The 22077-nt window shown below is 61.1% G+C and carries 19 protein-coding genes; 6 read left to right on the plus strand and 13 right to left on the minus strand.

Annotated elements, in window-relative coordinates; genetic code table 11:
* Positions 1-30: 30 nt before the first annotated feature.
* From M5B97_RS13550 to M5B97_RS13580, 7 genes are all read right to left on the minus strand, one after another.
* Positions 31-780 carry a DNA-binding domain-containing protein gene (locus M5B97_RS13550; protein ID WP_248731704.1) on the minus strand — a complete coding sequence of 250 codons (750 nt, stop codon included), beginning with the start codon at positions 778-780 and terminating at the stop codon, positions 31-33.
* The gene (locus M5B97_RS13555; protein ID WP_248731705.1) at positions 777-1601 is read right to left on the minus strand and encodes a DUF692 domain-containing protein; all 825 of its coding nucleotides are present in this window, start codon (positions 1599-1601) and stop codon (positions 777-779) included. The genes M5B97_RS13550 and M5B97_RS13555 overlap by 4 nt, the downstream gene beginning before the upstream one ends.
* 90 nt (positions 1602-1691) lie before the next feature.
* Positions 1692-1964 (minus strand): hypothetical protein, encoded by a 273-nt coding sequence (locus M5B97_RS13560; protein WP_123717806.1) that lies wholly within the window; start codon positions 1962-1964, stop codon positions 1692-1694.
* A 24-nt stretch (positions 1965-1988) separates the two neighbouring features.
* The gene (locus M5B97_RS13565; RefSeq protein WP_134657683.1) at positions 1989-2750 is read right to left on the minus strand and encodes an alpha/beta hydrolase; all 762 of its coding nucleotides are present in this window, start codon (positions 2748-2750) and stop codon (positions 1989-1991) included.
* A 28-nt stretch (positions 2751-2778) separates the two neighbouring features.
* Complete coding sequence (locus M5B97_RS13570; RefSeq protein ID WP_248731706.1) at positions 2779-3210, minus strand: DoxX family protein; 432 nt, start codon at positions 3208-3210, stop codon at positions 2779-2781.
* The gene (locus M5B97_RS13575) at positions 3207-3479 is read right to left on the minus strand and encodes a DUF2282 domain-containing protein (RefSeq protein ID WP_106579920.1); all 273 of its coding nucleotides are present in this window, start codon (positions 3477-3479) and stop codon (positions 3207-3209) included. The genes M5B97_RS13570 and M5B97_RS13575 overlap by 4 nt, the downstream gene beginning before the upstream one ends.
* A 239-nt stretch (positions 3480-3718) precedes the next feature.
* Positions 3719-4582: a Dyp-type peroxidase gene (locus M5B97_RS13580; RefSeq protein WP_248731707.1), complete on the minus strand. Its 864-nt coding sequence runs from the start codon at positions 4580-4582 to the stop codon at positions 3719-3721.
* 138 nt (positions 4583-4720) lie between these two features.
* Between M5B97_RS13580 and M5B97_RS13585 the strand changes: the two genes are divergently transcribed.
* Positions 4721-6337 carry an NADP-dependent glyceraldehyde-3-phosphate dehydrogenase gene (locus M5B97_RS13585; RefSeq protein WP_134657686.1) on the plus strand — a complete coding sequence of 539 codons (1617 nt, stop codon included), beginning with the start codon at positions 4721-4723 and terminating at the stop codon, positions 6335-6337.
* A 106-nt stretch (positions 6338-6443) separates the two neighbouring features.
* Complete coding sequence (locus tag M5B97_RS13590) at positions 6444-7505, plus strand: FUSC family protein (RefSeq protein WP_248731708.1); 1062 nt, start codon at positions 6444-6446, stop codon at positions 7503-7505.
* Between the two features lie 85 nt (positions 7506-7590).
* Here the strand turns inward: M5B97_RS13590 and M5B97_RS13595 are convergent, their stop codons facing one another.
* Both M5B97_RS13595 and M5B97_RS13600 read right to left on the minus strand, forming a co-directional pair.
* On the minus strand, positions 7591-11454 hold the full coding sequence (locus M5B97_RS13595; RefSeq protein ID WP_248731709.1) for a hypothetical protein: 3864 nt from the start codon (positions 11452-11454) through the stop codon (positions 7591-7593).
* 263 nt (positions 11455-11717) lie between these two features.
* Positions 11718-12470, minus strand: coding sequence for a TetR/AcrR family transcriptional regulator (locus M5B97_RS13600; protein ID WP_248731710.1), 753 nt, complete (start codon positions 12468-12470; stop codon positions 11718-11720).
* 360 nt (positions 12471-12830) lie between these two features.
* Between M5B97_RS13600 and M5B97_RS13605 the strand changes: the two genes are divergently transcribed.
* From M5B97_RS13605 to M5B97_RS13620, 4 genes are read left to right on the plus strand one after another with little or no spacing between them, the layout of a single operon-like run.
* Complete coding sequence (locus tag M5B97_RS13605) at positions 12831-13535, plus strand: ABC transporter ATP-binding protein (RefSeq protein WP_248731711.1); 705 nt, start codon at positions 12831-12833, stop codon at positions 13533-13535.
* Positions 13532-14731, plus strand: a complete 1200-nt coding sequence (locus tag M5B97_RS13610; RefSeq protein ID WP_248731712.1) for an ABC transporter permease — start codon at positions 13532-13534, stop codon at positions 14729-14731. Before M5B97_RS13605 ends, M5B97_RS13610 begins: the two co-directional genes overlap by 4 nt.
* Positions 14724-16205 (plus strand): TolC family protein, encoded by a 1482-nt coding sequence (locus M5B97_RS13615; protein ID WP_248731713.1) that lies wholly within the window; start codon positions 14724-14726, stop codon positions 16203-16205. The genes M5B97_RS13610 and M5B97_RS13615 overlap by 8 nt, the downstream gene beginning before the upstream one ends.
* Positions 16195-17442 carry an HlyD family efflux transporter periplasmic adaptor subunit gene (locus M5B97_RS13620; protein WP_134657690.1) on the plus strand — a complete coding sequence of 416 codons (1248 nt, stop codon included), beginning with the start codon at positions 16195-16197 and terminating at the stop codon, positions 17440-17442. Before M5B97_RS13615 ends, M5B97_RS13620 begins: the two co-directional genes overlap by 11 nt.
* A 47-nt stretch (positions 17443-17489) precedes the next feature.
* Here M5B97_RS13620 and M5B97_RS13625 read toward each other — a convergent pair whose 3' ends face one another.
* The 4 genes from M5B97_RS13625 to M5B97_RS13640 are packed head-to-tail and all read right to left on the minus strand — an operon-like array spanning position 17490 to position 22076.
* On the minus strand, positions 17490-18884 hold the full coding sequence (locus M5B97_RS13625; protein WP_248731714.1) for an FAD/NAD(P)-binding protein: 1395 nt from the start codon (positions 18882-18884) through the stop codon (positions 17490-17492).
* A 12-nt stretch (positions 18885-18896) separates the two neighbouring features.
* The gene (locus M5B97_RS13630) at positions 18897-19664 is read right to left on the minus strand and encodes an ABC transporter ATP-binding protein (protein ID WP_248731715.1); all 768 of its coding nucleotides are present in this window, start codon (positions 19662-19664) and stop codon (positions 18897-18899) included.
* Positions 19665-19667: 3 nt separating this feature from the next.
* Positions 19668-21008, minus strand: a complete 1341-nt coding sequence (locus M5B97_RS13635) for an ABC transporter substrate-binding protein (protein ID WP_248731716.1) — start codon at positions 21006-21008, stop codon at positions 19668-19670.
* 18 nt (positions 21009-21026) lie between these two features.
* Positions 21027-22076 carry a branched-chain amino acid ABC transporter permease gene (locus M5B97_RS13640; RefSeq protein WP_248731717.1) on the minus strand — a complete coding sequence of 350 codons (1050 nt, stop codon included), beginning with the start codon at positions 22074-22076 and terminating at the stop codon, positions 21027-21029.
* Position 22077 lies beyond the last annotated feature (1 nt).

A 22077-nucleotide genomic window follows, 5' to 3' on the forward strand; every position in this document is an offset into this window, starting at 1 on the left:
ACTGCCGCCCGCAGGCGACTATCACGACGCTCAAACATGGCCAACCCCCACAATCAACTCACTGCCCAGCCAGCCGGCCAGGTACTCACCGGCCTGCATCACACCGGCTTCTTCCCCCAGGCGCTGCACCAGATACTCACATAACCCGGCAAAACTGCCGTCGGCCTGCACCTGCAACAAGGCGTGCAGTTCCAGTTCATCCACCTGGCGCAAGCGCGAGGTGAACTGCCGCCGCCACACCAGCAAACCGCCCGCCGCTTCAAGCATCGCCGCCTCGGGTGGCGGGGTGTCTTGCCACAGCGCCGACCAGATGGCCTCGGCATTGGTGGTCAGGCCATGGCACCGCAACGACGGCGTCAACTGCAAGTGGGCAGTGTCCCAATCCACCGCGGCCAGCGCCGCCGGCGGTACGGGCTGAGCATCGGCGGCCACAAAGGCCTCGTTCAAGGCGGACTCGATCCAGGCCAGTTCGTGCACATCGGGGTTGTGGGGAAACACGCGCTTCAAGCAGTGGTAGAAACCCTCGGGATAGGCATCCAGCGTCCAGGCGTGTGGTGGTTGCTGGTCGATATAGCTAACGCTGGCCGACAGAAACGCCTCCTCGCCGAGCCAACGGCGCAGGTTGGGAAATGCCTGCTCCAGGCACCCCACCAATTGCGCGCGGTAGTTGTTCTGGTACACCGCCAGGCCGGCGTGGTGATTACCCAGCCGAAGCGCCGCGTCATCCGACGCGCTCACCAGCCAGGTGCGAAAGGTTTGCTGCCACTCGACCAGGTTCATGGCTGCGCTCCCAGCGTCCGGGCCATCGATAATTCCTGCAGCAATTCAGCCAACGGCGGAATCTCATCGTCACGCTCGATCATAGTCGCCACCGGGCCCAGTTTGGCCATGGCCTTGGCATACAACGCCCACACCCCGGCACACACCGGGCTGTCATGGCTGTCGATCAACAATTCGCGGCCACGGCTATGGCCGGCCAAGTGAACCTGGCGTACCCGGTCGGCGGGAATGCCCTCCAGGAACGCCTCGGCATCGAAACCGTGATTGCTGGCGCTGACAAACACATTATTGACGTCCAGCAACAGCTCGCAGCCGGTGCGCTTGGCCATGGCGTCGATAAATGCCCATTCGCTCATGACCGCGCCATCAAAGGCCAGGTAACTCGACGGGTTTTCGAACAGCATCGTGCGGCCCAGCGTCTCCTGGGCCTGGTGGATATTGGCGCACACAATGTCCAGCGCCTCTTCGGTGTAGGGCACCGGCAGTAGATCGTGGGCATTGAAGTGACCGCTGCGTGACCAGCTCAGATGGTCGGAGACAAACAGCGGCTCGATCTCATCAACCAGCGACTTGAGACGCCGCAGGTAGTGGGTGTCGAGCCCTTCGGCAGTGCCGATCGACATCGACACCCCATGCAGCGCCACCGGGTGCCGCTCGCGGATCTGGCGCAGGACGTGCCGGGGCTGGCCGCCCGCGACCATAAAATTCTCGGAGATCACTTCGACAAAATCCACGGGCACCGAGGTCTCCAGAAAGTCGCAGTAATGCTCCTTGCGCAGCCCCAGGCCGTAGCCTGAAAAGTGAGGATTGTGTGTCGGCATGCCGGGTTCTCCTTGGCCTGCAAGCGCGAACTGGCTGTGACGAGCAAGCTTGCTCCCTCGCCGCAGTCAGTTCGCGCCTGCCAGGGGTGGTTATTTCGGTTCAGTCAAGGTGCCACCGGCCTTGAGGCATTCGGACGGTGTCTTGACGATCACGCCTTCGCCTTTGCAGCTGTTGAGGCCCTTGCAGTCGTTCTTGGCGGTGGCGCACAGGCTGGTGCCCTTGCAGGTATTGACGCCGTAGCAGCGGCCGGGCTTTTCCTGCTGGTCGGCAGCGCCGGCGGCAGTGGCGAACGAAGCCGAAGACAGGGCAATCAGCGCGGCAGCGGCAGCCAGGCTCAAGCGGGATTTGAGTGCAGTGTTCATGGTGTTTCTCCAGGGTGTCGTGGGTTATTGGATAACGGATGCAGCGTCTTCGATGACCTTCGCCACAGCCTCAGGCTGGGAGATGTACACCGCATGGCTGGCTTTGATTTCGGTGACCTTGGAACCGGCGCGCTTGTACATCCAGCGCTGCAGGTCGGGGCTCAGGGCGCGGTCTTCGGTGGACACCACCGCGTAGCTCGGCTTCTTGTGCCAGGCCGCGGCCCACACCGTGCCGCCGAACAGTGCGGTGGTGGCCGGTACTTGGGAGGCGGCCATGAAGTCGGTGCGGTTGGTGCTCAGGTCGGCGGCAAAGTCCGCGTTGAATCGGGTGCGATCAAAGAACAGGTGGCCATCGCGTTTCTGCTGGACATCATCGCTGGGGGCCGGCATGGAGCCGATCAACTGGGCCATGTTCTCGCCCACCTCCGGCTGCAACGCCGAGACATAGACCAGCGACTTGACCTTGTCACGGTCCCCCGCAATCGAGATCACCCCGCCAGCGGAACTGTGCCCTACCAGCACCACCGGGCCGACCTGTTGCTCCAGCACCTCGCGGGCCTCTGCCACATCAGCGGCGAGGTTTTCGTGGCCCTGATGCACCACCGTGACCTTGTAGCCCTTGTGAATCAGGATGTCGTGCACCACCCGCCAACCGGAACCGTCGACAAACGAGCCCGGCACGATCACCACGCTCTTGCCGGCGCCGGGTTGTGGGGCATCCGCCGCCTGGGCCAGTGCTGGAACAGTCAAGGCCATGGCAATGGCCAGAGAAGAAAGCATACGCATTGGAAATCTCCATTCAGGTATCGAAAGGTCAGCCACGTTTGGCGAACAGCAGGCGGTCCAGCGACCAGGCTCCAGCGCCATACGCCAGCAGCGGCAGCAGCAGCCCCACCCAGGTCAGGTGCACCGGCCAGGCATCGGGGTACACAAACACCTCGATCACCAGGGTCATGCCCAACAGTGCGACGGCAGCCGGACGGGTCAGCAGGCCCAGCACCAGCAACAGCGGGAACAGGTGCTCGGCGTAGGTCGCCAGGTGCGCGGCCCAGTCCGGTGGAATCAGGGGCAAGGCGTATTCCGAGCGGAACAGCGTGTAGGTCGACGGCTTGAGTTGAAGAAAACCGCTGACCTTGGTCCGCCCCGACAGGAAAAACACCGCCGCAATGCCCACACGCGCCACCAGCAACAGCAGGGCCTCGGGCAACAGCCGCCGGGTCATGAGCGCCGGGGCCGCTCGGCTCATGGCTGCTCCGTCAGGCTGCCGTAGCCTTTAGGGGTCTTGATCTGGGTGCAGGTGCCTTTGTCCACCAGTACCCAGGCGTTGCCCTGGTAGTCGGCGGTGGCGGTGCCTGCACACGAGGTGCCTTTGCCCGCGGCGCAGTCATTGGCCCCTGCGAGAGACACGCCGAAGCATTTTTCCTGGGGCTTGGGTTCGTCGGCATGGGCCACGGCCGCAAAGGCGCTGAGGGACAAGGCGAGGGTTGCCGCAAGGGCTGCATAAGGACGCTTCATGGGGGTGACTCTCCTGGTTTGACTGAGTGTGACCAGGGCGCCTTGGGGTCGATGACCGCCTGCGCCAGCTGGTGAACAGAGTTAAAGCCAGGCGTGTATCCGCTCTGTGTCGCGAACGCGATAGAACGTCATGCGGGTGTATCAGGAGGGTGTTCAGATACAACGTGATACACAGCCACAAAAAAACGCCCTGACCGTTCAGGTCAGGGCGCGTTTCAGGCTGCGGTGCGCGCGGTCAATCAGCGTGCCAGGGCACTCAGGTCCAGATGCCCGTTACTGATCGGCGGGCACCAGTAGTAGCCGCCGGTCAACGGCGTGCTGATGCGATACAGGCCATCGACAATCCCGTCTTCCAGGCCGCTCATGCGCCGCAGTTGCGCTTCGAACGCATCGAAGGAATGGCCAAACGCGAGGAACATCAACCCGGCCTGGCCGTTCTCGGCCCACGGCATTGAGCGGCGTACCACGAAGGCTTCCGGGGTGAAGCTTTCCTGGGCGGTGCGCTTGGTGTGGGCGGACGCGGGGGCGTCGTCCAGCTCTTCGTTGTCGCCATGACGGCGGCCGATGATGTGGTCGCGTTCCTGGGCAGGCAAGGCGGCGAAGCCGTCGAGGTCGTGTTGCCATTGCTGGAGCGCGGCGAAGCTGGCGCCACTGGCGGTCAGTGCGGCTTCGACCGCCGCGTCAGCGTGGGGGTTTTCGGTGCCGTCTTCATAGTCGGTGAGGTCGAAGCCGGTCTTGTAGCGGAAACCTTCGATCATCTGTACCAGGCGAAACGCCGGGGCCAGGGCTTTTTCGAAGGCGCGGCTGCGTAACAGCAACTCACCACGATCCTCACCGTGCAACCACACCCACAACGCCTGTTGGGTCGATGGGTTGTGCGCACCCGGGCCGCTGATGGCGGGGAATGTGCGCAGCCCTTCAATGTGGGCACCCAGCGCGGCTGCCAGCGGTTCACCCAAACCGACCACCGCCGCCGAATCGGCCAATTGCACCAGTGCGTCCAGCGCAGCAGGTACGGCGCCCAGGGCGTCCACGGCAAAAAACAGATGGCGTGCCTGCAACGGCACCGGTGCGGCAAGAATGCCCGGCTGGTACTGACTCATGTGAACTCCTTCAAGAAAGGCGCAGAGTTTACCCGGCGCACGCCTTTGTGCGTACAGCAATGCGCACAAGCCTTGCCATAGAGCCCGGTGTTGGGTGACTCTCTAGTCATGTTTTGCAACTATTCCAGGGGTAGCGACATGACCACCAGCAACCTGCTCGCCCAGCTGTTTCCTCTCACCGCCCAAGACGTGCCCGAGCAATTCCGCCTGGCGGCTCCCATTGAACAGCGTGATTACCTGGTTGACGGCACATTGCGGGTTTGGAACGGCCCGCTGGCCCGGGTGCAAAGCCCCGTGCAATTGGGTGATGAGCGCGTGCATATCGGCAGCACGCCGCTGCTGGACGCCGACACCGCCCTCACCGCCCTGGATGCCGCCGTACGTGCGTATGACCGGGGCCAGGGCGCATGGCCGACGATGCGCGTCGCTGAGCGTATCCAGCACGTCGAAGCCTTTTTACGGCGCATGCGTGAACAGCGCGATGCGGTGGTCAAGCTGTTGATGTGGGAGATCGGCAAGAACCTCAAGGACTCGCAGAAAGAGTTCGACCGTACCTGCGACTACATCACCGACACGATCAATGCGCTCAAGGAGCTGGACCGTCGCAGCAGCCGCTTCGAGCTGGAACAGGACACCCTCGGGCAGATCCGCCGCGTACCGCTGGGCGTGGCGCTGTGCATGGGGCCTTATAACTACCCGCTCAACGAAACGTTCACCACGCTGATCCCGGCGCTGATCATGGGCAACACCGTGGTGTTCAAGCCGGCCAAGCTCGGCGTGCTGTTGATCCGTCCGCTGCTGGAGGCTTTCCGCGACAGCTTCCCGGCCGGGGTGATCAACGTGATCTACGGCAGCGGTCGCGAAACCGTCAGCGCGCTGATGGCCAGCGGCAAGATCGATATCTTTGCGTTTATCGGCACCAATAAAGCCGCCAGTGACTTGAAGAAACTCCACCCCAAGCCACACCGCTTGCGTGCCGCACTGGGCCTGGATGCGAAAAACCCCGGCATCGTGCTGCCCGAAGTGGACCTGGACAATGCCGTCAGTGAAGCCATCACCGGTTCCTTGTCGTTCAACGGCCAGCGCTGCACCGCGCTGAAAATCCTGTTCGTGCATGAAGACGTGGTCGAGGCATTTATCGAGAAATTCAACGCCAAACTGGCGACGCTCAAGCCCGGCATGCCATGGGAAGACGGCGTGTCGCTGACCCCATTACCGGAAGTCGGCAAGGTGGATTACCTCAACGGTCTGGTAGCCGATGCAGCGCAACACGGCGCCCAGGTGGTGAATGCCAATGGCGGTGCCAGTCGCGGTTCGTTCTTCTACCCGGCGGTGCTGTACCCGGTAAACCCGCAGATGCGCGTGTACCACGAGGAACAGTTCGGCCCGGTGGTGCCGATCGTGCCTTACCGTGACGTGGACACGGTGATTGACTACGTGCTGGAGTCGGACTTCGGCCAGCAGTTGAGTATTTTCGGCACCAACCCCGAGGAAGTCGGGCGCCTGGTGGATACCTTCGCCAATCAGGTCGGTCGTATCAATATCAACGCCCAGTGCCAGCGTGGGCCGGATACGTTCCCGTTCAACGGCCGCAAGAACTCGGCCGAGGGCACGCTGTCAGTGCATGACGCGTTGCGCGTGTTCTCGATCCGTACCCTGGTGGCGACCAAGTTCCAGGAGAGCAACAAGGCGCTGGTCAGCGACATTCTGCGTAACCGCGATTCGAGTTTCCTGACCACTGACTACATTTTTTGAGTGGATGCCAATCAAAAATGTGGGAGCGGGTTGGGTGTGGCCACACCCAGCCCGTTCTCACATTTAGAGTGTGCACATCTTTAGAACCGAGGCGATTTTAGTCCTGATGAACCTGCCCCTCTTTGCCCGACGCCTGCTGCGCCCGTTGCTCGACCCGTATCGGCGCTATCGCCATGCCAAGCTGATCCACGCCGTGCGCGTGTCCATCGGCTTGCTGGCAACCATCCTGCTCACCACGGGCATCAACCTGCCCCACGGTGAGTGGGCGTCGGTGACCATGCTGATCGTGATCGGCGGGTTGCAGCACCACGGCAATATCGGCAAAAAAGCCGTGGAGCGCGCTTATGGCACCTTGATCGGCGCCAGTGTCGGCTTGGCCTTGGTGGTGCAACAGGCTTGGCTGGGCCAGCCGCTGCTCACCTATCTGCTGATGTCGGTGGTGTGCGGGTTCTTTTCCTATCACGCCATCGGCAAGGGCGGTTATATCGCGCTGCTGTCGGCGATCACGGTGTTTATCGTTGCCGGCCACGGGGACAACCCGATCTCCGATGGTTTGTGGCGCACTGTCGACATTCTGATCGGCATTGTATTGGCGCTGGCCTTCTCCTTCGCCCTGCCGCTGTATGCCGTGTACTCCTGGCGCTACAACCTGGCCAGTGCATTACGCGACTGCGCGGCTATTTACAGCCGGATCATCAATGGCCAGTCGGTCACCGATGATGAGCACCTCAAACTGCTCAATCGCTTGAATGCCGCGATGGTGCAACTGCGCTCGCTGATGCCATCGGTGTCCAAGGAAGTGCGCATTTCGATGACCGAACTGGACGCGATCCAGCGGCACCTGCGCATGTGCATCAGCACGTTGGAAATCTTGGGCAATACGCGGCCGAACCCGCAGGATGAACCGGCGATGGCGCGGATGCGAATGATGTTGAAGGCCGAACACCGGCAGATCCGCGTGCAACTGGTGGGGATGGCGCGTGCGTTGAAATCCGGGGTGACGGAGCGGTTGGAGCGGGAGGGGAATATCGCGGTCGCCGAGCCCACTCTGGATACGCCGATTTACTTGGGTCTGGATGGTTATCGGTTGTTGACCCTGCAATTGGCGGCGAATGTAGACGCGATGCGTTCACGTTTAGGGCAATGCGCAAAACGCTGGAACATCTGACAACTTTGCACATCCACAAGCAAAAAAGAGAGGTTCACGACTTATCGTGACCCTCCCTCTTGCGTCCCTTTAACGCCTTATCCCGCTACCTTAGCCCGACACCATTGAAGTGGTCTCCAATGACATAGTCCTTACCTGCCAATATTTCTCCGGTATTGATATTCAAGCCGTAGTAGTAGTTGGTAAAGAAAAAACTGTGGGAGAAGGTCGACGTCCAATAGAGCGCATTGCCCATCGGCCACAAATAGCCGAAAACCTGATGCAACTCGCGGGCTTCATCAAGGCTCGGCAACCGTGCCCCGGCGTTATTCGCGGAGGATCGGATGTTGCCAAGCGTACTGCGTCCCAAACCGACACAACGCACTGCATTGCTTGCATACACGGGGTAACTACGGACTTGTGCAGGCACCGACGAGTCACGCACGCTGATTACCGCACTGCCATTGCCGCGCATGGTGACATAGCCCGTAGTGGCGTCAACGTGCGCGACGCCAGCATTGGAGGTTGAGTACAGATAAGGCCGAGTTCCCCCGTTTGCCACGCGCTGAATCGAATTCCCGGAGCCGAAAATGGGCAAGACGTTAGGGTAACCGTCCAAAAAGAAGGTTTTCCTATTGAAGTAAACAGCCCCCGAATCAAAGACCAGGGCCGTGGTGTGGGCAATCCTGTACTGAGTCGGCGGAAAAACGACCGCCATTCCCTTATCATTCTGTTGATTAAAATTAATACGGGGGTCGATCGTCACCGTGCCATTGTTCGGCACGGACATCAGCCAACTGCGTAGCACCTTGATATCGGCGAAACCGTTGCTGGCTTCATTCTCGGAAACCAGATGTTCCACCAGGAGATTCTGCGTCACCGCGCCTGACGCCGACAGGGTTAGCCAGGCAACTTGATCTTTAGCGCTGTAAGGCCACTTGATCATCCTCAGCATCGCATCGCCCGTTAAAGTCGCCGGGTTTATGGATCCCCCATTCGCCACATTGTTGATCAAAGCCCTAGGCAAACTGGCCTGTGGAATTGCCTGAACATGCACCATCTGCACTTCCGACGAACCTTCCCCGCCCCGCCCCAATATCACTTCATACTGCAACTGGATCGTGGTGTTGATACTCACGCCCACCAACTCATTACTGATGTTGAACGTCACCGTGCCACCGTCCAGGCCTGGCTGCGTCCCAACTTCAATCGGCACACCATCCGCACCGATCCAGTACAACGTCATCATGTCCGTCCCACCCTGGTTCATATTGGGGTAGGTCACCAGCACCTGGCATTTGTTCTCGACGGTGATCGGGCTGATAACGACTTCCGGCCCACTGGGCGGCGACGAATACCGGATTTCCGGATGGGGGAATACGTTAGGCTCCGTCTGGACCAGATGGTGGCGGGTTTCAAACCACACGATATCGGCAGGATTGTTGGTGTGATTGAAGGTTACCCCGAAGTCAATCGTGAAGGGCGTCCACTCTTTCAAACGGCGCAGCCGGCTTACCGGCGTAAAGGGAGCAGGCCCATTGTTGGCATCCGCTACCGAGACCTCGCGGCCTACATAAGTTTCCTCCAAATAGACGGCGTCGGTATCCAGAGTGCCTTCATTACGCAACCACATACGCTGACCAATCTCAATGTATGGCCAGGGAGCAACGCGGGTCTGGTCAAGGTCATCCAACTTGGGTATCTCGAGAATGGCACTCTCACCGATGCTGTCGATTGTCGCTCCAGGCAAATGACTCAGAGTGAGCAGGTTCAACGTAAGCACCGGCGAGTCGGTGGGAACGCCATTGCGGATAACTTTGAACGAGACGTCGATATCTCGTCCCTGAGGGTGGATATTAAAACCAATTGCAGAAGGCGGAACGACTACCTCGACAAACGTGTCTCCCCGGTTGGCGTCCTTGCTTTCAAAGTACGTCCCGGCACCCGACAGACCACGCCAGCAGACCTCGACCTGATCGCCGTCCTTGGGTTGGTCGTAGCGACACCGAACGGTCGCCCCCGAAATAGCAACCAAACGGGGGTCGAGTTCATCCGGCCCTGTTGTAGCCTCCACCACTTCAGGTGGAAACAACTCGCCCAACGCCCGACCTATGGTGTAGGTCTGCTCTTCGGACAACTCATCAACACCAAATCGCCTGCGCACATAGCTGACACGGAGTGTGCCATCCAGGTTGTCGTCAATCAGCTTTTTGGGGACATCAGCCAGAAAAGGGTTGGAATCAACTGCCAGCAAATACTCAATCGTGGAGCTTGCAGTCACCGAGCCCACATATTTGATGATGACTTCATCACCCGCCCTGAATTCCGCGCGAGCCTCAAAGGTGGCGACACTGCCCACCGTGGCGGGATCAATATTGTTCGTGACATCCGCCTCCTGGATACTCGGCGCAACCAGCGTACGCGCCGGCCGGCCGATCTGGATATATCGACGTTCGGATTCACGTACAGTGACCGGGCCAGTGACCAGGTAATAAACGCGAGTCCGGAGCAGGCCTTCAAATCGCGCATATTGCGCGTTTACGAAATCGCGGAAGCGGGGATGGACACCCGCCGCCCGGTGGCTGAACACACGCTCCACGCTACCATCCAGGTGTTCACCCAGAATATTGACCTGCAGATCGTCTCCCGAATTGCCTGGTGGGTCATAGTCAGGCATTGCCGCCGTGATAAAAGGCAGGTCCGGTTCTACAAATGGCCCGTGACGTTGAAGCACCTCAGGCTCGGGCAACGTGTAGCGAATGCCCGCGACCGCATAGACAGTTGGCCGTGAAGCCAACATCTCTCTTTCCCTGACGTAGGAAATTCTCAGCGTACTCTGGATCAATGACCGGACAATTGCATTGCTAATTGAGAAATCGTTGTAGCTGGCCAGCATCACGGGCAGGCGAAAACTGTAGCTGACCTCTTCACCCTCTGGCGTGTTGCCCATCACCGTCCAGATAAGGTGATCCCCCGCGACGAAGGCCGGATGATTTCTACGAATGAATACAGATCCGGTAGCCGGCAACCCATGCAATGAGTCGGCGTCCAGAATCAGTAAATCAGGGTCCGCCTCGATAATCTCTGGCTCCTCCAGAAGGGTAGTATTGAGGACGACCTCGACCGGGACCGGCTTGCTCCAGCGATGGCAGGGTCCGGATTCATCGAGCACTTCGTCATACAAATAAAACTGCACAACAAAATGGCCGTCCCCGACGGCGCTCAGAAAATCGGGGGTTATGAGAAAGCTCAGGTCACGCCCGACTTCGCTTGGCAGGATGGGTGGGAGTTCAAAACGGTGATTGCCCCAGTAAAACATCACCAGATCATTGACACGCATATTGGCCCACGCACGAATAGTGACATCCACACCCCGTGAGGCAACGACGCTGTCAATAATCGTGTGGGAAAGCGTAAAGGTGAGGCCCGTGTGATAAGCGCCATCACAATTCCCTTCCCCACCTGGCAGTGTGTTCAGTATCAGAATGCGTTGGTGCTCTGAAGTACTGACCGTACCAGCGCCGACCCGCCGCACCTCTCCATGGACGTCGTCGACAAATTGCAGTAACAAGCTCGTCCTGGGAATGACCAGAAAGAATCGTGGATCGCTTTCATTGGCCGGGGTGACTCTGTCCTCGGCCATCCGAATGCCGTTCATCCAAATTATAAATTCGTCCCCTGCACGGCACTGAGTCCAACGCTCGAAGGCGTAAGTCAAGCCATCCTTGATATGGCGACGGCCAAGACCGTAAGCCGCTCCCAACACAGGGATGACCGACATAGGGATTGAATAGGGAGAGTCCAAGTCCTCAACGACGCTGGGGGAATTCGGCGGAGTACCTGGGCCGCGCTTTTTTTTCGCCGAGGCAAGCGGTTTTTCTGCCGCTTCCTTGATGGTATCAGTGCCGGCTGTTTCTTCCGCTGATTGTGTTACAGCGTTTTTTTTAACGCGGGTGGGTTTGGTCGTCATCGTCGTTCTCCTGGGCAGGGAATCACCAGGAGAAATCAAACACCTTGGGACGACCCTCGGTAACCTGTGAGAAATGACAGTCCCGACAAGTGGTCCTAAGCCCGCTTATTGCGAGTGTTCGGTCATGCGCAAACTTCACACCTTTTCTTACATTTTTTTCACGTTTTATTCACATCTCCAGCCGTAGTGTGAAGCCTCATCCGTTACAAACGTTGCACATCAAACCCGCCGCCCCAGCGGGTTTTTTTTGCCTGGGATTTGACCTAGCCCGATGCCTTGGCGGTGGGGGTTGCCGCTTGTTCGCGGATGGCCCGTTGGGTATCCAGCACCTTGGCCAGCGCGGTTTCCGCTTCCGGGCTCTGCTGCGGCACGCGAATCGCCGCCGACACCAGGGTGATCAACTTAGCCATCACTTCCGCATCCGTGGCCGGGCGACCCAGGCTCATGGAGTTCATCAGCAGGCGCAGTTCAGTGCCGGCCATCACCCCGGAAATCGCCTTGAGCGCAAATTGCAGGCGCACGCCCAGTTCGTTGCGCGGCAGGTCCGGCAAGGCCAGGGCGAAGGCTTCGAAGAAGCGCTGGAACACCGGCTGGTAATGCACCTTGAGGTATTCCTGGATAAACGGTGAGGTGTCGCTGTAGACCCGGCCCAGGAAACGAATGAACGAGCGCCCTTCCCCGCTGGCCGGATCGCTGCGCTCCAGGCCCATGGCCGGCGCGAACAGCACGCCGAGCAAGGTGTCGCAGTCCAGCGGGCCGTCGGATTCGGCCTCGCAGCGCGCCAGCAATTCCAGGCGCTGCTCGTTGAGCGGCTCCAGGCGTTGCTTGAGCAAGGTCTGCATCAGGGAATCCTTGTCCCCGAAGTGGTAGTTCACGGCAGCCAGGTTGACCTGGGCACGCTCGGTAATCTGCCGCAACAAGACCGCGTCATAACCGTATTTGATGAAGAGAGCCTCTGTCGCATCCAGCAATCGAGTCTTGGTAACGTTTGGAGCGCTGAGTTTCTTCGCGACCATAAGAGTTCCACAGGGGAAATATTGTTTTAAAAAATAATTTGATTTTTTATACCGGTGCGGCCCATCGAAAGCAAGTAGTGAGACTGCGCCATGCTAACAAAAGCCTGTATAAATGGGGCTATGGAGGCGGTTTCAAGGTTTTTTCGACGGCCTGTAGCGGCCCCCCGCCAAATCGTTTCAAAGCGTTAAACCGCTCTACATCCATGGCTGGCGAAGCGAAGGGAACGCGGTTACTATTCAAACAATATTTTAAAAACAAGAAATAAAAACAGTCCGTGACGCGTACCAGGCAGCTCCCGAACTTGTTACAAAGATTTACGGGCGCAGGCTGGCACCGTCGAGACTGCAGGCGTAGTCATAATGACAGATACCCCCGCGCACCCAGGCTTGATCTCCCTGCAAGGCATCGGCAAACGCTATCAGCTCGCCGGGCAGGAACTGTCCATTCTCAATGACGTGTGCCTGTCCATCGCCCGCGGTGACAGCTGCGGCATCCTCGGCGCCTCCGGCTCCGGCAAAAGCACCCTGCTCAATATCCTCGGCCTGCTCGATCTGCCCAACGGCGGGCAATACCACTTTGCCGGGCACGATATCTTCAGCGCCTCGCCCGATGAACTGGCCGCCATCCGCAACCAGCAAATCGGTTTCGTGTTCCAGAGTTTCAACCTGCTGCCGCGCCTCAGCGCCCTCGACAACGTCGCCCTGCCCCTGAGTTACCGTGGCGTATCACGGCATGAGTCGGTGGAACATGCCCTGCACATGCTGGAACAAGTCGGCCTGGCCGAACGCGCCCACCATCGCCCCGCCGACCTCTCCGGCGGCCAGCGCCAACGGGTGGCGATTGCCCGTGCCCTGGTCGGCAAACCTTCAGTGATCCTGGCCGATGAGCCCACCGGCAACCTCGACAGCACTACCGCCCAAGAGATCATGGACCTGCTCCTGGCACTAAACCGCGAGCAGCAGGTGACGCTGGTCATCGTCACCCACGACGCCCACATCGCCGAGCGCCTGGAGCGCAAGATCCTGGTGCGCAACGGCGTGGTGCATGAGGCCGGGCGCCTATGAGCCTGCGGGTCGAACAGAGCCTGAGCCAACTGCTGCATGAAGCATTCGTCAGCCTGCGTACCCTGGGCAAACGCTCGATCCTGGCCTTGCTGGGCATCATCATCGGCAGTTCATCGGTGGTGGCGCTGATCAACATCGGCCATAACGCCGCCACCGACGCGGCAATGATTTTCAAGGACATGGGCACCGACACCCTGGTCGCCCAATTCCCGCCCAAAGGCAACAGCAGCGCAACCATGCGGGCCAGCCTCGATCTTGAAGCGGTGCGCCAGGCGGTGCCAGGCATTGCCCATATCGGCGCGATCACACTGTTCAGCGGCCCGATGGTGTTTCACGGGCGCACCGTCAATGCCAACTTCGTCGGCAGCACGCCGGACCTCAAGGATGCCATGCGCCTGACCCTGCGGGGCGGCCGTTTCCTGTCGGGCTTCGACACCCATGAAACCTACGCGGTCATTGGCGACCAACTCGCCCAGGCCCTGAGCCAACCGGGCGATTCGTTGAACCTGGGCGACCGGGTGCGCATCAACGACTACCTGTTCCTGATCATAGGCATCCTGAACAGCCAACCCCGTTCCCTACTGATTCCGGTACAAACCAACGAATCCCTGTTCATCCCCGCCGAAGGCATGCGCCGCATCTACGCCAGCCCGCAGATCGGCAACGTGATCATCCGCGCCATGCCCGGCCAGGACATGGACCGTATCGCGAGGGACGCCGCCGTTGCTCTGAAAGCCCAGTTGACCGACCACGACGTTGACATTCAGGTGCCCCAGCAAATGATCGATGGCATGACTCGCCAAAGCCGCACCTTTGCTTATCTGTTGCTGGCGCTGGGGGCCATCTCCCTGGTAGGTGGCGGTGTGGGTGTGATGAACGTGATGCTGATGAATGTGTCGGAGCGCCGCCGCGAGATCGGCATCCGCATGGCCCTGGGGGCGCGGCAGCGCGACATCCGCAACCTGTTCCTGCTGGAAGCCGTGACCCTGACGGCCGTCGGTGCGCTCTGCGGTGCGGTGCTGGGCATGACAGCCGCCTGGCTCTACGCCTGGCTGTCGGGCTGGGCGTTTTCCATGGCGGTTGCCGCCCTGCCACTGGGGGTCGGCAGCACCTTGTTGGTGGGGTTGTTCTTTGGCATCTACCCCGCGGTCTCGGCTTCACGGCTGCAGCCAGTGGAGGCCTTGCGCGATGAGTAAGTGGCTATGGTTGCTGGCGCTGGTGAGCCTGCCGGTGATAGCCGCCGACGTGGTGATCAACCCTTCGGCCCCCAGTACGACCCGCAGCGGCTACGACCGGGGCGTATCACTCAAGGCCCAGGTCACCGACATCACCCTGGGCGATGCGGTGTACCTGGGCCTGCGCAACAACCCGGCGATCCGCAGCGCCTACCTGCAACGGGTAGCGCAGAAGTTCGACTTGCGCGTGGCCGAAGACACCTTCAACCCCAAGCTCACCCTCAACAGCTATTACCGCGCCACCCGGGGTTCGGCGGACAATGCGCGCAACGCCAACCTGGCCCCCAACGCGACCTTGCTCGGTGAGTACGGCACCCGGCTGAGCATGAACTGGACCCAACAGCTGAACAACGCCGATCGCGCCGGCCGCTACCGCCGTGATGGGCTTGACCTGTCGATTATTCAACCGCTGATGCGCGGCGCCGGCTGGGACGCCACCACTGCGCCGCTGCGCCTGTCGCGCCTGGCGGAACAGGCCAACCGCCTGAACCTCAAGGCCACCGTGGCGCAGACCATCAGCCAGATCATCGCCACGTACCGTGAGCTGTTGCGCGCCCAGGAGCAGTTGAGCATCGTGCAGGACGCGCTCAAGCGTTCCGGCACGCTGCTGGAAGTGAACAAGGCGTTGATCAGCGCCGGGCGCATGGCCGAGTTCGAAATAGTGCAGACCGAAGCCGACATCGCCACCCAACAACTGGGCGTGGAGGAAGCACAGAACCAACTCGACACCAGCCGCCTCGCCTTGCTGCGCTTGCTGGCACTGGATCTGTCTACGCCGATCCGTGCCAGTGAAGCCCTGGAAGCCAAACCGATGAGCATCGACCGGCGCCAGGCGTTCAACCTGGCGCAAACCCAACAACCGGAATACCTCGCCGCCCTACTGGGCAGCCAGCAGGCGGATCTGAACCTGGTCATCGCCAAAGACTCAGGGCGCTGGCAGGTCGACCTGGTGGCCGGGGCCAACCAGATACGCGACGCCTACAATAATAACGACAACGGCAACACCAATAATCGCACGTGGGACAGCTACGCCGGCGTGCAGGTGCAGATCCCCATCGGCGACATCAGCACGCGGCAGGCCGAGGTGCGTGCACGGGTCAACGTGGAAGACCAGGAGATTCGTATCACCGACGCCCGCCAGGAACTGGAACGCAGTGTCAACGACGTGGTGCGCGACCTGGGTACCCGCTGGCGCCAATATGAAATCTCCCAACGTGCCGTGGAGCTGTCGCGCCGCAAGATCGAGATCGAACGCGAAAAACTCAGCGCCGGGCGCTCCACCAACTTCCAGGTGCTGAGTTTCGAGACGGACCTGCGCAACGCCGAAAACGCGCAGCTCAACGCGCTGATCGCTTATTTGAACGCCCAGACCCAACTCGACTTGACCCTGGGCATGACGCTGGAAAGTTGGGAAATCGCCCTCAATGACTATTAATAAAAAATACCTGATCGGTGCCCTGTCGGTGCTGCTTCTGGCCGGTGCCGGGGTGGCACTGCGCAGCCCGGGCGCCGACTCGCCCGCTCCCACCGAGCAGTGGCTGGCGGTAAAGCCGGACGCGCTGGTGCACCAGATCGGCCTGGTGGGCAAGATCGAACCCGACACCACCGTGACCCTCACGGCGCCATTCGACGGCAATGTCCTGGCCAATCTGGTCGAGCAAGGCCAGCGCGTCGAGGCAGGCCAAGTGTTGCTGCGCATGGACCCGGCCACCCTCGAAGTGCAACTGCGCGATGCCCTCTCTCTCCAGCTCAAGGCGCGGCGCACCGTGCAGGAAATGCAGGATTGGGACAGCAGCCCGGCCGTCAGCCGCGCCCGTCGCAGCCTGCGCACCGCCGAAATGACGGCGGGTAATACCCAGCGCAAACTCACCGAAAGCGAGAACCTGTTCAAACGCGGCATCATCCCGCGCAACGAACTCGATGACCTCAAGCAACAGGCCCAACAGCAACAGCTGGACCTGGTCGCCGCACGCAGCGAATTGCAACAAGCGCAGGATCAAGGCAGAGGTGCCTACCGCCAGATCGCGGACATGGAGTTGACCAACGCCACAGTGAAATACGACGCCCTGCACACGCTGCTCGATGGCAAGGAGGTCAAGGCACCGTTCTCCGGCATCGTGGTGCCCGCCCCCGGCAACAACAACTCATCCTCGGGCGGTAACGCCAACACGCCTCCCGTGCAGGCCGGCAGCAAGGTAAACCAGGGCCAGGTGCTATTCGGCCTGGCCAATATCGAACGACTGAAAATCGTCGCCAAGGTATCCGAACTGGACATCAACCAGCTGCATCAGGGCCAGGCGGTGGAAGTGATGGGCGATGGCTTCGATGGCGAGCGGTTGACGGGCTCCGTCAGCGTGGTCAGCGGCTTGGCGATTGCCAGTGATAGCCAGGGCAGCGCGCAGTTTCCGGTGACCTTGTCGATTCCCAAGCTCACGCCGAAGCAACTGCAACGTGTGCGATTGGGCATGAGCGCGCGGTTGACTATCGTGACGTACAACAATGATCAGGCGATGGTGATTCCAAGCCAGGCGATCCAGCCGGACATGACGGTGGAGTATCGGGCCGCCATGGATAAACCGGTGGAGCGGGTGACGGTGAAGACAGGGCAGTCGACGGCGCAAGGGGTAGAAGTGTTCGGCCTCAAGCCCGGATTTGTGAAGATCGCGCGATAAATGAAGGCGCGAATGCAGGAGCAGGCTGAATCGCGCCCTGCCCCCCTTCAGATCTGCGCCAATTTGGCAGCCAATGCCTTGGCCTGAATCGCCACATCCGTCACCGCCGTGCTCTCCCACCACATCCCGCGCAACGGTGGCCCCATGGCGAATAACCGCCGGCTGACCTGGCCCTGGGCATCCAGTACCGCACCCGAAGCGTGCGCCGCAATCCCCAGGGCCAACGGCCCAGGCCGGATCAACCCACGCTTGAGCAACTGCTGCGGCAACGGCCGGGCCACGCGGCGCCAGTCGTATTCGATGCCACTGGAATTGATCAACGCAGCCCCCGAGACCTGAGTGACGACCTGCTCACCTCGTCGGCGCACACCAATGGTCAGGCCCTTTTCCGAAGCCAGCAGCCCCTTGAACGACGCCGCCTGGATGCGCAGCCGTCCTTCCTCTTGCAGGCGCGCCACCAACTGCGCACTCAACGGCGGTGAACGGTGATGGTGACTCTCCCACCAAGGTCGCACATGCCGCACGAACTGGCGTTTCTCGCGCTCGCTGGCCTGGCTCCACAACCGGCCGATATGCGCACGCACGGTGTCCAATGGCGCCTGCCAATCGATGCCCTCATGCTGCGCGAGCCGGCATTGCCTGCGCACCTCGCGCAGCAGTTGCCGGGGGCTGCGCAAGCCCGGGTCGGCCGCCAGGAAGTCCACCCAACCCGGCGGCTGCCGACGCACATGGGGCAGCAGCCCGTGGCGCGAGAAGATCTCGATCGGCCCACGATGGCCGGCCTGTTCCAAGGACACTACCGCATCCACCATGGTCAGCCCGGAACCGATGATCAGCACTGCCGCTTGCGGGTCGATGTGGGTCATGGCCTGCACGTCCCACGGGTCCACCGCCGCGGCGTTCAAGCCACTGGACTCGGTTTGTGGCGTGCGCGCCGCCGGGAACATGCCGGTGGCGAGTACCGCGAACCTGCCGCGCAGTTGCTCGCCGTTATCGAGGATGACCAGGGTGGAGGCGTCCTCGACTTGCAGGTCGACCACTTCGGCACGCACATGCTCCACCGTGGACGCGGACAGCGCCTTGGCTTCGGCCAGTCGCTGTTGCGCGTACACACCAAAAAGCCCGCGTGGCGGGAAGAGTTCGCTGATCGGTACGTGTTGCTCGGCCGACTCCGGCCAACCACCGGCGCCAATGTAGTCTGTGAGCCACTGGGTCAGGTCATCGGCATTGTCCGGGTCGACGCTCATGCGCGCGGCGTTGCCGTTCAACGTGTGGCCCAGCTCGACCGCACTGTAGGCCTCGCCACGGCCCAGTTCGGCGCGTGGCTCGATCACGCGTATCTGCCGCTGCCCAGGCAGGCGCAACAGTTGCACCGCCAGCATCGTACCGCTCAGGCCGCCGCCGATGATCAGCACATCGGCGTTGCGGAGGGATTCACTCATGCACATAAGCCCTTACTGTTTGCCCAGATAAATATCCTGCAAGTCACCCCGCGCCAGTAACTCGGCGGCGCTGCCACTCAAGGCTACCCGCCCAGTATCCAGCACGTAACCCTGGGACGCATAGTTGAGCGCGACGTTGATGTTCTGCTCGGCGATCAGGAAACTCACCTGCTGCTCGCGATTGAGCTGCGCGATGATCTCGAAGATCTCTTGCACGATCATAGGCGCCAAACCCATGGATGGCTCGTCGAGCAGTACCAAAGTAGGACGGGTCATCAACGCCCGGCCGATGGCGACCATCTGCTGCTCGCCGCCCGAGGTGAGCCCGGCGCGGGTGTGGCGCTTGGTCTTGAGCCGCGGAAACCAGGCATACAGACGCTCCAGGTCCCGCGCCATATCCTGGCGGCTCAGGCGCCGCACAAAGCCGCCGCTGCGCAGGTTGTCTTCCACCGTCAGTTGGCCGAACACATGGCGGCCTTCCAACACATGCACCATGCCCTGGCGCACCCGCTGGCTGGGGTCGATACCGGCCAGGTCATGCCCGGCGTATTCGACGCTCCCACGGCTGACCTCGGCGCGCTCGGCCCGCACCAGCCCCGAGATAGCCTTGAGCGTGGTGCTCTTGCCCGCACCATTGGCGCCGAGCAAGGCAACGATGGCGCCCTTGGGTACTTGAAGCGACACCCCGGCCACCGCCAGGATCGCGCCATCGTAGATCACCTCAATATCATTGACGCTTAACAGTGTCGGGCTCGCAGGTTCAGCGGCGGTCTGGCTCATGGTTTATTCATCCCCGGTGCAGGTGCGCGGCGTCAGGCCTTTTTCCTTGGCGAACGCAGCGGATTTTTCATCGATCAACGGGCGCAGCAGCGCACGGTCAGCGGCGATCCAGTCGCTGATCAGCGTCCAGTGGGCACCGTCCCATTGCTGCACCCGCGCCGAGCCGCCGCCTTCGTGGTCGCGGCACGACAGCTTGAGGTTCTGCATCAGGCCCAGGTAGCCCATGTCTTTCAAGCGTGCATCATCGATGTTCAGGTGTTCCAGGCCCCAGCGGCCTTCTTCGCCATTGAGCGGGCGCTTGCCGAACTTGGCCTGGGCGGTGCGGATCGCTTCCACCGCCACGGCGGCGTTCACCAGGCCGGAGTTGTAGTAGACGCTGCCGAAATTGCCCAGGTCCTTGAGGTCGCTGTGGCCCTTGTCGAGGACGTACTGCTTGAGGCGTTTGTGAATCTCGAAATCAGCACCGGCCGGGTACGGCGTGAGCGCCAGGTAGCCCTTGGCGGCAGCGCCGGCAGGCAGCACGTCTTCGCTGGAACTGGCCCAGATGTCGCCGATGATATGGTCTACCGGGAAGCCGAAACGCGCCGCCGTCTTGACCGCCACCGGCGTGGACACCCCCCAGGTACGCAGGAACACCCAGTCCGGGTTGGCCTGGCGTACCTGGCGCCATTGCGCCGACTGTTCGTTGCCCGGATCGGCTACCGGGATCTGGATATTTTCAAAGCCGTACTTCTCGGCCAGCAACTTCAACGGGCCGAGGGTTTCGCGCCCATAGGCCGAGTCGTGGTAGACCGTGGCAATCTTCTTGCCCTTGAGCTTGTCGAAACCGCCTTCGCGCTGGGCGATGTAGTTCACCAGGGTCGACGCCTCGCTGTAGAAGGTCAGCATCACCGGGAAGTTGTAGGGGAACACCGTGCCGTCGGTGGCCTCGGTGCGGCCGTAACCCAGGGTGATCAGCGGGATCTTGTCCACCTCGGCGCGCTCGCTCAAAGCGTACGCCGCCGGTGCGCCGTTGGGCTGGTACACCGCCACCGGCGCCCCGTCCAGGCCATGTTTGAAGCGCTCGTAGCACTCGATGCCCTTCTCCGCCGTCCATTCGGTCTCGCACTCCTGCCACACCAGTTTCACACCGTTGATGCCGCCTTCGACCTCGTTGATATAACGCAGGTAGTCGATCATCCCGGCCCACACTTGCACGCCGCTGGAGGCATAGGCCCCGACGCGATAGGTCGCCAGGGGAATGAATTGCTGGTCAGGCGCGGCCATCGCCTGGGGGACGGCGCCAGTCAAGGTGGCAAGCGCAAAGGCAGCGCCGGCCAGGGAACGTTTCAAGGTTGCACGCATTGGGATTCTCTTATCGGTTCAGAAACGTAGAGGCCACTGACGCAGCCGGTCGCGAAGGTTGCTCAGCAGGCGAATCAAGCCTTCGGGCTCCTTGATCAGGAACACGATGATCAACACGCCAAAAATGATTTTCTGCAGGTTCTGCAACTGCCCCGCATCTATCGCGCCGCCGAACAACGCCTGCCCGGCATGGCTGAGGAAAATCGGCAGCAGACTGATAAAGGCCGCGCCGACAAAATTGCCGGCGATGCTGCCCATGCCACCGATAATGATGATGAACAGGATCTGGAACGAGCGGTTGATATCGAAGCTGCCGGCACTGGCCGTGCCCAGGTAGGCAAAGGCCCACAAGGCACCGGCGATGCCCAGGTAGAACGAGCTGACGGCAAACGCCAGGCGCTTGTAGCGCGCCACCGGAATACCCACCACGGCAGCGGCAGTGTCCATGTCGCGGATCGCCATCCAGTTGCGGCCGATCTGGCTACGTACCAAGTTGACGGCGGCCCAGGTCAACAGCAGCACCGTCACCAGCGCCAGCAGGTAGCGGCCCAGCGGCGTGTTGAGGTCATGGCCGAACAGCGCCAGCTTCGGCGCGGAAATGGTCCCGGATGAACCGTAGTTGTAGAACCACGGGAACTTGACGAACAGCCACTCCAGGAAAAACTGCGCGGCCAGGGTGGTGACCATCAGGTAGAAGCCCTTGATCCGCGAGCTGGGCAAACCAAACAACAGCCCGGTCAACGCACTGATCACCCCCCCGCCCAACAGGGCCACCGGCAAGCCAAGCTCGGGCAGGCGCAACAGAAATCCGTAGGTGGCAAACGCGCCGACGGCCATGAAACCGGCTGCGCCGACCGAGGTCTGCCCGGTGTAGCCGGTCAGCAGGTTCAGGCCCAGTCCGGCCAGGGACAGCACCAGAAAGGGAATCAGAATCGCATTGAGCCAATAGTCATTGCCCCACAACGGCACCACGACAAAGGCCAGCGTCAACAGGCCAATCAGGCCCCACGGGATGCGTCGCTCGGTCAGCAGCAGTGGCGCGGTTTCTTGAACGACAGGTGTCGACATG

Origin of the sequence: Pseudomonas sp. MWU13-2517 (assembly GCF_023242545.1) — a bacterium.
In the GTDB taxonomy this organism is placed as follows: Bacteria; Pseudomonadota; Gammaproteobacteria; order Pseudomonadales; family Pseudomonadaceae; genus Aquipseudomonas.